General features: G+C 49.2%; 12 protein-coding genes. 10 read left to right on the top strand and 2 right to left on the bottom strand.

The genetic code is table 11. The annotated features are described in order from the left end of the window. Positions 1-156 precede the first annotated feature (156 nt). Together PSAB_RS10245 and PSAB_RS10240 are read left to right on the top strand one after the other, a co-directional pair. The gene (locus PSAB_RS10245) at positions 157-1971 is read left to right on the top strand and encodes an ABC transporter ATP-binding protein (protein WP_025334487.1); all 1815 of its coding nucleotides are present in this window, start codon (positions 157-159) and stop codon (positions 1969-1971) included. After that, positions 1968-3695, top strand: coding sequence for an ABC transporter ATP-binding protein (locus PSAB_RS10240; RefSeq protein ID WP_025334486.1), 1728 nt, complete (start codon positions 1968-1970; stop codon positions 3693-3695). Before PSAB_RS10245 ends, PSAB_RS10240 begins: the two co-directional genes overlap by 4 nt. 108 nt (positions 3696-3803) lie before the next feature. Here the strand turns inward: PSAB_RS10240 and PSAB_RS10235 are convergent, their stop codons facing one another. Beyond that, positions 3804-4679, bottom strand: coding sequence for a helix-turn-helix transcriptional regulator (locus tag PSAB_RS10235; protein ID WP_025334485.1), 876 nt, complete (start codon positions 4677-4679; stop codon positions 3804-3806). Positions 4680-4967: 288 nt separating this feature from the next. On the opposite strand from PSAB_RS10235, the gene PSAB_RS10230 reads away from it, so the two are divergent. The 8 genes from PSAB_RS10230 (at position 4968) to PSAB_RS10195 (ending at position 14191) form a co-directional block, all read left to right on the top strand. After that, positions 4968-6245: an ABC transporter substrate-binding protein gene (locus PSAB_RS10230; RefSeq protein ID WP_025334484.1), complete on the top strand. Its 1278-nt coding sequence runs from the start codon at positions 4968-4970 to the stop codon at positions 6243-6245. Between the two features lie 38 nt (positions 6246-6283). Continuing rightward, a complete protein-coding gene (locus tag PSAB_RS10225; protein ID WP_025334483.1) occupies positions 6284-7159 on the top strand; it encodes a carbohydrate ABC transporter permease in 876 nt (291 codons plus the stop codon). Between the two features lie 15 nt (positions 7160-7174). Further along, complete coding sequence (locus PSAB_RS10220) at positions 7175-8005, top strand: carbohydrate ABC transporter permease (RefSeq protein ID WP_025334482.1); 831 nt, start codon at positions 7175-7177, stop codon at positions 8003-8005. A 364-nt stretch (positions 8006-8369) separates the two neighbouring features. Then, the gene (locus tag PSAB_RS10215) at positions 8370-9539 is read left to right on the top strand and encodes an LLM class flavin-dependent oxidoreductase (RefSeq protein ID WP_038595751.1); all 1170 of its coding nucleotides are present in this window, start codon (positions 8370-8372) and stop codon (positions 9537-9539) included. Between the two features lie 104 nt (positions 9540-9643). Further along, positions 9644-10852 (top strand): radical SAM protein, encoded by a 1209-nt coding sequence (locus PSAB_RS10210; protein ID WP_226991785.1) that lies wholly within the window; start codon positions 9644-9646, stop codon positions 10850-10852. A gap of 18 nt (positions 10853-10870) precedes the next feature. Beyond that, positions 10871-11329 (top strand): pyridoxamine 5'-phosphate oxidase family protein, encoded by a 459-nt coding sequence (locus PSAB_RS10205; protein WP_025334480.1) that lies wholly within the window; start codon positions 10871-10873, stop codon positions 11327-11329. A gap of 42 nt (positions 11330-11371) precedes the next feature. Next, the gene (gene metK, locus PSAB_RS10200; protein ID WP_025334479.1) at positions 11372-12589 is read left to right on the top strand and encodes a methionine adenosyltransferase; all 1218 of its coding nucleotides are present in this window, start codon (positions 11372-11374) and stop codon (positions 12587-12589) included. 648 nt (positions 12590-13237) lie between these two features. After that, a complete protein-coding gene (locus tag PSAB_RS10195; protein WP_025334478.1) occupies positions 13238-14191 on the top strand; it encodes an alpha/beta hydrolase in 954 nt (317 codons plus the stop codon). 126 nt (positions 14192-14317) lie between these two features. Here PSAB_RS10195 and alr read toward each other — a convergent pair whose 3' ends face one another. Further along, the gene (alr, locus tag PSAB_RS10190) at positions 14318-15370 is read right to left on the bottom strand and encodes an alanine racemase (protein ID WP_084266491.1); all 1053 of its coding nucleotides are present in this window, start codon (positions 15368-15370) and stop codon (positions 14318-14320) included. Positions 15371-15387 lie beyond the last annotated feature (17 nt).

Raw genomic sequence — 15387 nt, 5'->3', positions numbered from 1 at the left:
GACTGCCAAATATATATCCATCTGATCAGATGATATTAAAATTCAATAACCGATAAAATTAGTTGCGAACAAAAAAACTATCGTATATTGTGAAATTGCCCTCAATGTATGCGTAACCAAATTTGGAATTATTTAATAGGTAAGGAGTGTTGATGCTTGAGTCAAGTTTCTGAAGCTGTGGCCCTGAATGCGGCCGAACACCCGCAGGAGCGCCGTTTTAAGCTGTATCTGTGGGTCGTATCCTATCTTCGGCCTTACGCGGGTCAACTTACGCTGATCGTGCTGTGCGGACTGATTGCCGCCGCGGGTGAGCTGGTGATCCCCAAGATGATCGAGCATCTGGTCGACAGCATCATTCCGGCTAAGAATAAAAGCGCTTTTACAAGTATGCTTCTTCTGCTCGTTGGAATCGTGGCGCTCTCCGTCTGCGCTTCCTTGCTTCGCAATCTGCTTCAAAGAACAGTCGGAAGCAAAGCCGCGCGCGACCTGCAATTCTCCGTGCTTCAGAAGCTGCGGAAGCTTGGCTTTTCCTACTATGAACAGCGTCCCGTAGGCGAAACGCTCTCTTTGATGAACAATCAGGTGCACGCGGTGCAGGAGCTGTACACCAGCTTTTTTCCCGACATGCTGGAGCTTGCCCTCTTCGTCATTCTCGCCGTTTCCGTGATGGTGTCGGGCAGTCTCAAATTGACATTGGTTGCCGTTCCGTTCTTCCTGATCTACTATGCCGTAGGGCCGAGTCTTGATCGAAAGACCACGGAGTGGAATGAGCGCATGAATACACAGCGGATGGACTATAACCGCAAAATCCATGAATCGGTGTCAGGCATCCGCGACTTCCGGGCTTTTTCCGCTGAGAATTGGGATTTGCAGCGTGGGCTTCGGCTGTATCAGACCGTCACAGACACCACCTTGAAATGGGTATTCTTCATACATACCCGCTGGAGCATCCGAAGGGTGTTCTTCGACGCCGGCGCGGTCGCGCTTTTCATATTCGGCTATTGGTTTATCCGTAATCAGACGTTGACTGTAGGCGCTTTCCTATCCTTTTTCCTCATTTACTCTGTCGTTATGTTCAAATTATCCATGCTGATTGGCAATCTTGCGCAGCAAGGGATGATGCTGGAGCAGGCCAATCCGATTCGCAGACTTATGCTGCTGAAGCCCCTTGTAGAGGAACCGGAGCATCCCATTCCCTTGGGAACGATAAATGGCCGAATCACTTTCAAAGATGTTGGTTTCCGCTACCCGAATCGCCCGCCGGTCATCAGGGACTTCTCGCTCGACATCCGGCCCGGTGAAAGGCTGGCCTTTGTCGGCACCAGTGGAAACGGAAAATCAACTTTACTTAAGCTGATCAACCGCTTTTACGATCCTCAGGAAGGAACGATCGAGCTGGATGGGGTCCCCATCACCCGGCTGTCTTTTCAAGATTTAAGAGGAAGCATTGGTTATGTCTTTCAGGAATCGTATCTGTTTGGCTTCTCCGTCAGAGAGAACATTCGCTTTGGACGGCCGGAGGCGTCGGATGAAGAGATTGAGCAGGCCGCGAAAGCTGCCATGGCGCATGAATTTATCCTTCAGCTTCCGCAGGGCTATGACACTTTGGTCGGAGACCGCGGAATGAAGCTGTCAGGCGGACAGAAACAAAGAATCGCGATTGCCCGTATGCTGATCTCGGGTCCGAAAATCGTCCTGCTCGATGAAGCAACGTCAGCACTGGACAACGTCTCCGAAGCAGAGGTCAAGACCGCGCTGGATCGCCTCTTTGAAGGCCGGACGATGATCGCCGTTGCCCACCGGTTATCGACTATCAAGGATTTTGACCGGATTGTGGTCTTGGATGAGGGGACAATCGCAGAGATTGGTACCTACGAAGAGTTAATCGCCCGGGAAGGCATCTTCTATAATCTGGCCCAGGGTCAGGGGCAAACGGTCGCTATTACCGGTGATTCGGAGGATACGCTGTGAAATATGTGAAATGGATATGGGATCACCTGATGATGATCAGAGCCGGCTTTCAGCTGGCCATTGTGCTGCTCGTTTTGGAAAGTTTCTTCGGCGTCGCTTCCGTCTACGTGCAAAAGTACATCATCGATGATCTGTTCATGCAGCAAAAGTTCGAGCTTCTGCCCGTTCTGCTTAGTGTTTACGCCATTATCTTTATCTGTAGTGCCATCTTGTTCGTCGCCACGCCGTATACGTTTGTCCGAAACGAATATATTATTACGAAAATCATGACCAAAAACATGTTCACCCGGTTATTCCGCTTTCCCATCTCCACTTTCCAAAAAGAGAGAGCCGCCAAGTTCGTCCAAAACCTGAACAGCGATGTTCTGGATACGGGTTCTCTGGTCAGCTATCTTTCACCCACCGGGATCAGGAGTATGTTCGAAGCGCTCATCATGCTTGCCATTGTCGGCTACTCGAGCATTTGGGTCATGGTGTGCGTCCTGGCCGTGTGCTTGCTGTATATTGGTAATGCCTGTTTCTTTGCGAAAAGGATCAAGAAAGCGGCAGCCGTTGTGCTGGAGAAGCGGACGGATCTGACGGTTCATCTGGAGGAAGGAATCTCCTCGACACGGGAGGTCGTTGCGTTTCACAGAACCGAGTGGGAGTCGAACCGCTATCAAGCCTTGTTTAAAAAATACTTTGACGCAATCCTGCAGGAAGGCCGGACTGTCAACCTTCAGATGCTGTTCAGCGCGCCCTTGCGCTGGGGGGTTGCCGTTTCGGTTGTAGCCGTTGGCGGCTATCAGTTGATTGAGGGCAGACTGAGCCTCGGCACCTTCGTGGTCGTCCTACAGCTGGTGCTGCAGATCATGGATAAAATCCATTGGCTGTTCGACTACGTCATGATGATGATCGCGCGCTTCGCTTTAATCGACCGAATCGAGGACTTTAATAGTATACCGCAAATCGATAACGGAACGCAGCCGCTTAGCGGCGAGGTTCAATCTATCCAGTTCCGGAACATCAGCTTCGCTTATGAGGACAAAAATATACTGAACGGCCTTACCGCCGTCCTTCCTATTGGGAAGAAAATCGCATTCGTCGGAGCAAGCGGCGGCGGCAAATCGACGGTAGCCCAACTGCTCACCCGCTTCTACAACCCAAGCGAAGGCGAAATTCTGGTGAACGGCATTCCGCTTACCGATATTCGTCGTCAGGACTGGATGAGCCGAATTGCGATCGTATTCCAAGAGCCCTACCTGCTAGCCGACACGATCCGGAAGAACGTGCTGTTCGGCCGGGAAGACACGGATGATCAGCTTATCGGCGTGCTGCAGGACGCACAGCTGCTGGATACGGTAATGAAGCTGCCGAATAAGCTGGATGAAACCATCGGGGAACGAGGCATTCAGCTCTCCGGAGGCCAGCGCCAGCGTCTAGCCTTGGCGAGAGCGATGCTGAGAGATCCCGATATTCTCATCTTGGATGAAGCCACCTCCGCCCTGGATATGGAGACGGAAAGGAAAGTGCAGCTGCTGCTGGATGACAAGCGTTCGGGACGAACGACGATCATCATTGCGCATCGGTTGTCCACCGTAATGAACGCAGACATCATCTTCGTCATGAAAGATGGGCAGGTCGTTGAGGAAGGCACTCATGAGGAGCTGCTAAGAGAAGGCGAGCTGTATCCAGAATTGGTCCGGACCTTTGAGAAAGAAGCCAGGGATCTTGCAAGCGCGTAAGAAATAATCTTCGATGATTCGAATAAACAGGTTGGGCAGAAGATATTCTGACCCAACCTTTTTTCGCGCTCCCGCGTTCTTATTCCTAGCTGCTCAACCATACTTTACTCATATCTGCTGCCCGCTTTTGACTTTCATATCCCGATACTGAGTAGGTGCAACTCCAAGACGTTTCTTGAATGCTTTCGAGAAGGAGAAGATATCTGGATAGCCCACAGAATGGGCAATTTCGGACAATGTATAGGAAGTCTGCTCCAGTAATGATCGGGCCTCCTTCATCTTCAAGTCCTGGATAAACTGAATGGGAGTGATTCCGTAAGCCTTACGGTACTGTTTGGTAAAATGGGTGCGGTCTATGCCGACATACTCCGCAACTCTTTCAACTGTAATGCCCTCCGCATAGTGAATCTCCATATATTCATGTCCTTTTTGAAGCCACGAGACATCCCGCAGATCATTACGGGCAGAACTGTCAACCGCAGCAGAGAGCTGGTCGAAGATACGGTGGAATAAGATAAGCCGTCTCAGGTCCGTATCATTATCCGAATTCACCAATCTGAAGAAATCCCACATCAGTTGAATCGCTTCGGGTGTTAATACACCCGCCGCATGCGGGCTGTGCATAGTCAGCCCAATCTTCTCAAGCAGCATTACAGCCTGCCTCCCGTCAAAGGCAAGAAATACTTTGCGGAGCGGATCGTCCGGACTCGTGTAATATTCATGAATGACCTGCGGAAACAAACAGAAAATATCATTTGGGCGGAGCTGAAAGGTTTGCTCATTTTGATGAAACGTCCCTTGCCCTTCCAGCACAAAAAGCAAATAATAATAGGGCGTCGTCCGGGGGCCAATATGATAATTCAATTTGGCAATATTGTGTCCAAGGCGAATCGGCCAAGCGGCTCCGGACTTTTCAAATACGGAAGGGGTAAATAGGCGCAGCTCCAAAAACTCATGATTATCTTCGATCATCTTGTCTTTCATATCACTGACCTCTTTTTACAATGCGTCTCATTTTTATAAATAATATATAATTTCTAAAAGGTTCACAATGCTCTTTCATTCACTCTTTTATTCTGGAGCAATCTTTCATCATGACTCAAAATGACAAACGAGAACAACTTAAAATGACATTTACTTGCGAATATCCGGGTTGATAATATATAAAACATAGTAAACCAAGTAAATTTATTGGACATTGACTAGACCACTAGAGAAGCTGATAATACATACTGTTTGCTAGCTAATAACCATTTAAGGAGTGTACATACGATGAACAAGAGAACTCTCCTGCTTACGCTGCCCGCGATCTTGCTGGTCCTTTCCATGCTGTTAAGCGCCTGCGGTGCAAACGCCGATAGCGGCGAAGCATCCGAAATCGAAATCAAATTCCCCAGTATTTGGGTAGCCAAAGATTCCAAAGCCGCCACGTTCACTCAAATTGTCAAAGATTTCAATGATCAAAATCAAGGCAAAATCAAAGTTGTCGTTGAAGAGATCCCCGATTACGCCGCTTACAAGGACAAGATCCGCACCAATATTACGACGGGGACAGCGCCGGATATTTTTTCCTTCGATAATCCCGCGGACGGGGAGTTCTATTACAAATCGGGAAATTTGGCCGATCTTACGCCTTATCTGGACGATCAGTGGAAAAGCACATTTCTGGATCACGCTTTTGACAATGCCACATATGACGGCAAAGTATACTCGATTCCATTCGAGTTCGGCGTAACGCCGGTGTTATACAATACCAAGCTGTTCAAACAAGCGGGCATTACCGGATTCCCTAAAACATACACCGAGCTGTTCGCCGCTTTTGACAAACTCAAAGCCGCAGGCATCGCTCCCGCAACGCAAATGACCGGAGGCGACGGCTGGGTCTCCATGCTGTGGTACTCCCAGCTCGTGTCCGCAATTGGCGGACCGGATGTGTACAAACACGGATTGGACGACCCCGCTTTTGTGCAAGCCGCCGAGGTGCTGAAAAAGCTCTTTGACTACACTACCGGAGATGCTGTCGGACTGGATAATGCAGGCGGCCACTTTTTAAATCAGCAAACCGCTGTATTACTTAACGGTCCCTGGTTTATCGGCCGAATCAAAAAGGAAGGCATTGATCATTTGTACGACTCCGTCGAGGTAGCGCCTGCTCCCGTCTATGAAGGCGGGAAAGGACAACCCGGGCAGTATATCGGTTTTACCCAAGCAAGTCTGGCCGTAGGCAAGCAAAAGGATAAAAAGAAAGAAGAAGCCATTGTGAAGTTTCTTAAATACCTGACCTCTCCGGACAATGTGAAGAAAATATCGCTGGATTCCGGATCACTGTTCGTCATTAAATACGAGGTTACAAAGGACGATAAAGTGGAACGCCTGCAAACCGAGATGAAAAAAGGAATGGAAGCCGCACCGTACATCATCCCCCATTTCCGGGCAAGTGTGAGCCCCGCCGTCGGCGCAGAATTCCCGCAAGCGTTAAGCGGTCTGGTGCTTGGAAAATATACGCCGGAACAATTCGTGGAGCAGCTTAAACAAGCCGATTCTAAATAAATCCGGCACACTGAAAGCTGGAGTGAAGGAGGCAGAACATGCAGCGAACTACCCATTTCCGTACAGGCGCTATCCTTTTTCTACTGCCGGCCCTACTGCTCTTTGCCGCCTTTTTTCTATATCCTGTCGGGTATGTCGTCATTGTAAGCTTAATGAAATGGGATGGGATGAGCAGTCCCGGGTTTGTCGGTCTCCGAAATTACAGCGCCTTGTTACAGGATGAAGTATTTCGAATCTCCATTCGCAACAATTTGATCTGGGCTTGCGCGGAGGCGTTGATTCAGGTACCGCTTGCCATTCTGGTCGCCCTGCTGCTGGCCCGAAAGCCGAAGGGCTGGAAGCTGCTGCGAACGATTTATTTTTTCCCCCATGTCATCTCGGGTATCGCAATTACGATGTTGTGGGGAGCCATCTATAACAATGAACGGGGATTGCTTAACGGCTTTCTCCGTTTGATCGGATTGTCCGAATGGGAGCATAACTGGCTCGGAGGGCTGGACAGCGCGTTCCCTTCCGTACTCGTGTACGGATTGCTGTATATCGGCTATTTCATGGTCATTATTTTGGCGGACATCTCCTCGGTTTCGCAGTCCTACTATGAGGCGGCAAGCATTGACGGAGCGACACGCACGCAGCAGGATTGGTTCATCACGCTGCCGCTGATAAGGGGAACCATAGCTACTTGCGTTACGCTTGCGATGGTTAACGGGCTTCGGCAATTCGAGCAGGTTCTGCTGCTGACAAATGGCGGTCCGGCCAACAGCACCTCGGTCCTTGTACTTTATTTATATAAAGAACTGCAGAACTTCCATTATGGGACGGCCAATGCTTTGGGCACGGTGCTGATTGTTCTGGGCGGCCTGATTATTCTAACGGTACGCAGATTATTTAACGCCGCCAAATATGACATGTAATTCAGGAGAAGTCTTATGAAAATAAATGCACTGCTTGAAAAGTTATTTTCCCGGACCATTCTGTCCTTGTTTCTTGTCTACACGCTCTTCCCCATGCTCTGGCTTATCATGGCTTCGCTCAAAACAAATGTCGAACTGCTTGGCGATCCTTTCCGGTTCCCCTCTCCTCCGCAGTTCGGCAATTATGTGAATGCGTTCAAGTCGGCGCACTTGGCTTTGTTATTTTCAAATTCGGTTATAATCAGCTTCTCGGCAACTGCCTTGAACGCCCTGGTTGCATCCATGGCCGCCTATGTGCTCTCCAGGTATAAGTTCAAGTTCGGACCGGTAATATTTTCAATCCTGATCACAGGGATACTGGTGCCGGTCAGCGCACTGATGGTTCCGTATTTCACTTTAATCCGGACGCTCGGCCTCTATGACACCAAGCTGGCGCTGATTTTAACGTATACGGCGATCTCGCTTCCGCTGTCCGTCTTTATTATTAAAGGCTTCATGGATTCGATTCCCGGGGAGCTGGAAGAGGCCGCGCTGCTGGACGGGTGCGATTTCTATCAAAAGTTCTTTAGAGTGATTGTGCCGATTTCCCGCACAGGTATCGTGACCGCGGCGACGTTTCAATTCTTAAGCAGTTGGAACGAGTTCCTGTATGCGATGCTGCTGACTTCCTCCGAACAGGTGCGGACCCTGCAATTGGGCATTCGCTTTTTTTCCAGCCAGTTTACTACCGATTTCACCTCGATGTTCGCAGCGATTATCATCAGCATTATTCCAAGCGTTGCGATGTACAGCCTGTTTCAAAACCAGATCATTTCCGGACTTACGCAAGGTTCTGTTAAAGGCTGAGCGGATCGGCCGGTTCTACAAACAAAGGGGGCTCCGAGTCATTTTAATTATGGCTTTGGAGCTCTCTTTTTTCCAAGTTCATATTTAAATATATATCCAACTCCCCTTTCTAAAAATATTATTTTTCCCACTAAAAATCTACTCATTTCTCTCTCCCTCTCTTCTAATACGATCTGTTCAGCATCTATAGAAAAGACGTAAATTGACAAATCAAAGTTAACGCGAATTGACATTCCCGATAACTGAAACGCTTGTTACAATCAGAATATAAATTTAATCCTATAAGTTTTATAGGAATTCGACCGGTACACCGGAGAAATTAACCAGCAATGGTGACATCAAGTTACGACATAAGGAGGCAATCATGAGTTTGCATACAGAAGAGATTCGATTTGGCTGGTTTTTGCCGACATCCGGTGACGGCCGCTATGTGGGAACTGATCCGGAGAGAGAACCCTCGCTTGATTATTTAATTGAGGTGGCACAGATGGCGGAACGCTCCGGCTTTGAGTTCGTTCTGATCCCGACAGGCGGATCATGCCTTGATTCATGGGTAGTCGGATCAGCGGTGATGAGCCACACGACTCGGCTTAACGCCCTCGTAGCGGTCAGACCCGGATTAATCGCCCCGGTGCTTGCGGCTCGCATGGCCGCTTCTCTTGATCAATTGTCAGGGGGGCGGGCTATGATCAATGTCGTTACCGGGAGTTCGGTTCAGGATCTGGAGCAGCTCGGCGATCCGCTCGCCCATGCTCATGATGACCGGTACGAACGGGCGATGGAATACATGCAGGTGATGAAGCTTGCCTTGACCGGATCGGCCGGATCCGCGTTATCTGAATTCTCAGGCGAAGCTGAAGATGGCTCTGCCGCAGCCGCAAATTCTTTTGAAGGAAAGTATTATCAATTTCGCGGCCCGGTTCACACGCCGATTGCGGTACAGCGACCGCATCCCCCGCTTTATCTGGGAGGAAGCTCGCTGATCGCCAAGCAGGCTGCGGTCCAGCATGCAGACACTTTTCTGATGTGGGGCGAGCCGCATGAATGGATAGCCGGGCAGATTGCCGAGATGGAGGATGTTCGAAAGGAGGTTCTCAGGACTACAGGAATTGACCGCAAACCAAGGTACGGATTAAGGGCTCAGGTGCTTATACGCGACACCGAGGAAGAAGCCTGGGCGGCTGCGTGGAGCTTGATTAGCCACGCCTCACCGGACACGCTTCGGCAAGCGCAGCAATCTTTTGCCAAGACGGACGCTGCCAACCAGAGCAGGCAGAACGAGCTCAGGGAACTGTCTGCAGCGAACGACTTCGTCTTAGGCCCGAATCTGTGGAGCGGCTTATCCCTCGTTCGCTCGGGAGGGGCGATGCTAATTGTCGGTACGGCGCAGCAGGTTACGGATGTGTTAATCCGCTATGCCGAAATCGGTGTAAGCACCTTTATTCTTTCCGGTTACCCCCATTTGGAGGAAGCGGATAACTTTGGACAACAGGTCCTCCCGCTGTTCCGTGAACAGTGGAGTCAGAGGCGTTAACTTTAATCTACTTAAATCTTAAAAAATGAAGGCTGGGGTGAATGCGGATGTGTGCAGTTATAACTCACGCTTCTGGACAAAGAGAATTAACATTACGGGAAGTTATGGATAAATACAATGATGTATCTCCTTTTGTCATTATTAAATCGGATGTTACCCGCAGGTCGTTTATCTATACAGACCGGGCGCTGGGAGCGCTGGACAAAAGCAAGCATCAGTATCAGCAAAGAGTGCTGATCGGCTCCAACGGAGGTGAGAACGCCGCCGTTCCAGTCTCGCTCCTGCTCAGGGACGGAACCTCGATTATCGGCACGCCTTCCAAGACGGCCAAAAATCCTTATGTGGTCGATCAGATCGACGGCAAGCTGTATTTGACCGATCAGGGCGAAATCGTGGAAGAGGTACACTATTGGTACAAGCCGGATTATTATGACAAGTTCACGAGCTCCGGTACTCCGATGTGGCAGGTGGCCTCTGCCAGGCCGCAAAGGCTAGACATCGATCCCAACAGCCACTGCCACTTCTGGAACAAGGGGAACGGCTGCAAATTTTGCAATATCAACGCCAACTCCACACAAAGCGAGAAAGAATGCAATATGTCGAAGCAGCTGACGGCGCAGGATGTATACGAGACGGTGAAAGAGGCTTTGAAGCAGCCGGGCGCTTTTACCAATCTCAAGATGAGCTCCGGCTCCATTCTCAGCGGCGCGGAAATATTTGACGACGAAGTGGACATGTACATTGAAATGCTGCAGGCCGCCGGAGACAATTTCAAAGACAAGAAATTCCCCAGCACCATCGTTGCCTCGGCTTTCAGCGAGAAACAGCTTGCCAGACTGTACGAGAACACCGGGCTGATGACCTACACCTCGGATATTGAAATCCCGAACGAGGCATTGTTCGCCTGGATTTGCAAAGGCAAGCATAACGAAGTCGGATATGCCGAGTGGAAGCGGAGAATTATCCGGGCCGTCGATATTTTTGGAGCAGGAAATGTCAGCAGCGGAATCGTGGGCGGATGCGAAATGGCGCAGCCCCATGGATTTACCAATGAGGATGACGCGCTGAAAGCTGTGCTTGAAGAAGCGGAGGATTTTGCGAGCCAGGGAGTCAGTGTCGTTCATTGCGTATGGGTGCCCATGCATGGTTCGGCCTTCCATAACCAACAGAACCCTTCGCTTGAATACTACGTGCGGTTGGCCAAGGGCTTAAGCGACCTGAGAAAAAAATACCTTTTGAATGTCGATATGGACAATTACAGAAAATGCGGCAACCATCCGGACACGGATCTGGACAGAGGAAATTTAGATTAAAGGAGGCAAGATGAACCCATGTCTATTTTAAATGAAAGAATTCAGGCGCTTCTTCAAGATTCCGGGACGGCGAAAGTTCTGGCAACCGTCGATAAACAGGGCCTCCCTCATATCGTATCGGACCCATCTATTTCAGTTAACAACGAAGGACAGATCATTTATCTTGAGCTGATCGAAACGTCCCAGAGCAATGTGAATCTCGTGAACAGCATCTGGTTCAAGCGCAAAGTCGCCATCCATCTCTCCAAGGGAGAAGAAAGCTATCAGATTAAAGGCTATCCGGCCTACTCGGTGATTTGCGGCCCGGTGTTTGAGCATTATTATAAGCTCTCCCTGGAAAGAAATCCGGAGTTCGATTTGTCCACAGTCTGGATCATTGAGGCCGATGAGATTACGGATGATACTTACGCTGCCCGCAAAAATAAAGAACGCGAGAAGCATCCGCTCATTACGCATCTGGATCGGCTGGCAAAATAATTCATGCAGCAGTAAACAATTTATCAGTTGGAGGCTGTGACTATGTCTGTAAAAGAAAGCTATCTCTTTACATCCGAATCTGTAACGGAGGGGCATCCGGATAAAATATGCGACCAGATTTCCGACGCTGTTCTGGATGCTTTTCTGGCTAATGACCCCCATGCCCGCGTTGCCTGCGAGGTCTCCGTGGCTACCGGTCTTGTGCTGGTCATTGGAGAAATCAGCTCAAAGTCCGGATATGTGGACATCCAGTCCATCGTCCGCAATACGATTAGGGACATCGGCTATGAGCGGGCCCAGGACGGTTTTAATGCCAATAACTGCGCGGTACTGGTATCGCTGAATGAGCAATCAGCCGATATCGCCATGGGTGTTAATGCCGCTCTGGAAGATCGGGACCCTGCTCAAGTGGCTGAAGAAACCGCGAATATCGGAGCCGGCGACCAAGGATTGATGTTCGGATTCGCTACTAATGAGACATCGGAGCTGATGCCGCTGCCAATCGCTCTATCCCACCGGATCGCGCGCCGTTTATCCGAAGTCCGCAAGAACGGATTGCTGGACTATCTGCGTCCCGACGGAAAAACTCAGGTAACGATTGAATATCAGGATGGCAATCCTAAACGTATCGATACCATCGTCGTATCCGCCCAGCATGCCGAAGAGATTTCCCTGGAGCAAATTCAAGCGGATATCAAAGAGCATGTCATTCTGCAGGTGGTACCGCGTGAGCTGCTTGATCAAGACACGAAATACTTCATCAACCCGACCGGGCGGTTCGTCATCGGCGGACCTCAAGGGGACGCCGGACTGACCGGACGCAAAATCATCGTGGATACCTACGGCGGTTATGCCCGCCACGGCGGCGGAGCCTTCTCCGGCAAGGACCCGACGAAAGTGGACCGTTCCGGAGCCTATGCTGCCCGTTATGTTGCCAAAAACATTGTCGCCGCAGGCCTCGCCGATACCTGCGAAATTCAGCTGGCTTATGCCATCGGAGTGGCAAATCCGGTGTCGATTCACGTGGATACCTACGGGACCGGCCGCATTGGCGAAGACAAGCTGGTGAAGCTGATCCGCGACAACTTCGATCTGCGTCCGGCAGGCATCATTAAGATGCTGGACCTGCGCAAGCCGATTTATAAGCAAACCGCAGCCTATGGCCACTTTGGCCGAAAGGACCTGGATCTCCCTTGGGAGAGAACGGATAAAGCCGAGCTGCTGAAATCGCAAGCAGGGATGGAAGTATTCAATACGTAAGTGTGGAGTGGCTTTCCATTGATGGTGAAAACACCCGTATATCAGCCGGACACCGGATTCAGGTGTTCGGAGGATAGCGGGTGTTCTGTTTTTTGGAGTGATACAATCTTGCCTGCGTTCAGACACTTGCTTTATGCAGTCACCCGATTCGATTGAGTAACACGACTTCTTCTTCCCCCGAGAAAATAATTACTGCTTAACGCCAATAAAATACAACCTACCGTCGTAACCACGATACCGGAACAATTAAAATGTTCCATTTGAGAATGCACAAATTTCAGAATAATGTCTGGCGTGGTCATAACTCTGCAGTATTTTTTGAGGATGATTCATTGCTTTAAGCCAAAACCGCTGAAATGATTCCCTTGTAGGGAAAATCAATATCTAAAAATTGAGGGTAATATTTCATTCGACCGGTCGCATTAACAACTGCGTACTTGTACGTTTCTGAAGCATCATTAGTAATGATGAATTTAGACTGAACGGTATGATTCAAAAAAAGAGAGGAAGTTTAAACATGAACAATAACAAATAAAGGCCTATGGCGGATCTTGCTTGCCGAGGAAGATTGTCGGATTTTACAAATCGACGGTTTCATAGAGAAGTTAGTCAATCCAAAATAAAATGAAATGAGGGAGAATAATAAACATGGAGAAGAAACTTGTTCTAGAACCGGAAGCACAAAATTTTGTTGAGGCTACAGCCAATCCGCCATTCTTATTCGAGCTAGGACCGGAGCAGGGGCGGATTGCGGTCGACGAAGCCCAAGCGGGCGAGATTCAAAAGCCAGACGTGGACATTGAAGATATCAGCATAACAGGTGGCCCAAGCGGCCATGTATCCATTCGGATTTTACGTCCGAAACTCATTGCTGAGAAGAATCTGCCTGTCATTCTGTACATACACGGTGCAGGTTGGGTGTTCGGCAACGCACATACCCATGATCGGTTGATCCGTGAACTGGCCGTGAAGAGTGGAGCTGCTGTTGTATTCCCGAATTACAGTCTGTCTCCCGAAGCGAAGTATCCTACTGCAATTGAAGAAATCTATGCTGTCCTGCAGTGGATCGTAGAGCAAGGCAAAGAACATGGGCTTGATTCGGAACACTTGGCTGTAGCCGGCGATAGTGTCGGCGGAAACATGACTGCGGCAATCACGCTGATAGCCAAAGAACGCAGTGGTCCTGTTATAGGTCAGCAGCTCCTTTTCTACCCGGTTACGGATGCTTCATTTGATACGGAATCCTACCATCAATTCGCCGAAGGATACTTTTTACGCCGGGACGGGATGAAGTGGTTCTGGGATCAGTATACAAGCGATTCTGAGGAAAGAAACCAGATTACGGCCTCACCGCTGAGGGCAACTACCGAGCAGCTTCGCGGTCTTCCTCCTGCTTTGATCATTACAGCCGAAGCCGATGTCCTACGGGACGAAGGTGAAGCTTATGCGAATAAACTTCGAGAAGCTGGTGTTGATGTCACTGCGGTACGCTATCAAGGTATAATCCATGACTTCGTTATGTTGAATGCACTATCGGACACTGCCGCGGCCAAAAGTGCAATATCTCTGGCCAGCGCTTGGCTGAAAGACGGGTTTCAATAACCCTACCGATAAGAGGATGTACCTCAACTAGCATCGGAGCAATATGTCGAACCAACAAGTTACGTTTTGTTTAATCAACTGTTTCCTTATTAACTTGAATAAGCCTGTAGCCGGCAAATATTGCGGCTAAAGGCTGCCGATATGGTTGGCCAATTTATGAATTAAGATTTTCTGTTCTCCCGAGCAACCAATAAAAGTAACCTTAGAGCCCTCTGGAAAATACTTAGGAAGTTTCACCATCAATTGGTCCATGGAGATTTTGCCTACAATTTCTGCGCGGCATCCATCCACTAGCACTTCCGTATTTTGCATTCTTTGCGTCCAGCCATCGGCGTAGCCGATTGGCACGGTTCCTATCCATTGATCCGTTTTTGTTTGATAAGCATTGTTATAGCCTACATATTCCCCTTGTTTCAGTCTTTTCGTTTGCATTAAACTACTGTGCAAACTGAATGCCGGCTTTAATTTTATGTTGGTTACTTGCATTTCAGGATAAAATCCATAGATGGCAGCTCCGATACGAACCATATCCATGGACAATTCAGGGAATCGAAGTGCTGCTACGCTTCCTGCACAGTGATAATGGTTGATGGGAATCGGCAACATACTGCTCCATTCTTTCATTTCCTGAAAACGTTGGATTTGAAGCTCAAGATAACTGCTGTCTGCCTCACCTGCCGTGGCGAAATGCGTATAAAACCCATCTACCACGATATCCGGTGCTGACAGCCAGGGAACGATTTCTTGCCACTCTTCCATCGTGCGTATTCCGATGCGCCCTAGTCCAGTATCCATTTTCACATGAACATATAGTTTATTCAGGGCATTGACAGGCTTGTGTGCCCGCATCTCCTGAAACCACGACGCTCGAGTGACGGTAAGCATCAGATCATATTCTAGAGCCAGAGATGTGAGCTCGGGACGAATCGGAGTCAAAATAAGAATCGGTTGTTTCAAACCAGCATTCCTTAGTCGAATAGCTTCTTCAATAAAGGCAACCCCTAAATAATCTGCCCCTGCCTGAACGGCCTCTTTAGCCGTTTCGATATCTCCGTGGCCGTAAGCATTTGCTTTAACAACTGCCATCAGTTTGGTAGAACTAGGTAGAAATTGGCGGATCTCCATTACATTCTCGCGGATTTGCGTTAGATCTATCTCCGCCCAAGTGTCACGGTACATCAGAAGGATCTCCTCGC

It is taken from the genome of Paenibacillus sabinae T27 (assembly GCF_000612505.1).
In the GTDB taxonomy this organism is placed as follows: Bacteria; Bacillota; Bacilli; order Paenibacillales; family Paenibacillaceae; genus Paenibacillus_AQ; species Paenibacillus_AQ sabinae.
This window is presented reverse-complemented; position numbering and strand designations above follow the sequence as displayed.

What these genes read in the sequence shown, in the direction of transcription:
- PSAB_RS10230 (WP_025334484.1), top strand. Translation starts at nt 4,968, where the DNA reads ATGAACAAGAGAACTCTCCTGCTTACGCTGCCCGCGATCTTGCTGGTC.
- PSAB_RS10225 (WP_025334483.1), top strand. Translation starts at nt 6,284, where the DNA reads ATGCAGCGAACTACCCATTTCCGTACAGGCGCTATCCTTTTTCTACTG.
- PSAB_RS10210 (WP_226991785.1), top strand. Translation starts at nt 9,644, where the DNA reads ATGGATAAATACAATGATGTATCTCCTTTTGTCATTATTAAATCGGAT.
- PSAB_RS10220 (WP_025334482.1), top strand. Translation starts at nt 7,175, where the DNA reads ATGAAAATAAATGCACTGCTTGAAAAGTTATTTTCCCGGACCATTCTG.
- PSAB_RS10235 (WP_025334485.1), bottom strand. Translation starts at nt 4,679, where the DNA reads ATGAAAGACAAGATGATCGAAGATAATCATGAGTTTTTGGAGCTGCGC.
- PSAB_RS10205 (WP_025334480.1), top strand. Translation starts at nt 10,871, where the DNA reads ATGTCTATTTTAAATGAAAGAATTCAGGCGCTTCTTCAAGATTCCGGG.
- alr (WP_084266491.1), bottom strand. Translation starts at nt 15,370, where the DNA reads ATGTACCGTGACACTTGGGCGGAGATAGATCTAACGCAAATCCGCGAG.
- PSAB_RS10195 (WP_025334478.1), top strand. Translation starts at nt 13,238, where the DNA reads ATGGAGAAGAAACTTGTTCTAGAACCGGAAGCACAAAATTTTGTTGAG.
- metK (WP_025334479.1), top strand. Translation starts at nt 11,372, where the DNA reads ATGTCTGTAAAAGAAAGCTATCTCTTTACATCCGAATCTGTAACGGAG.
- PSAB_RS10215 (WP_038595751.1), top strand. Translation starts at nt 8,370, where the DNA reads ATGAGTTTGCATACAGAAGAGATTCGATTTGGCTGGTTTTTGCCGACA.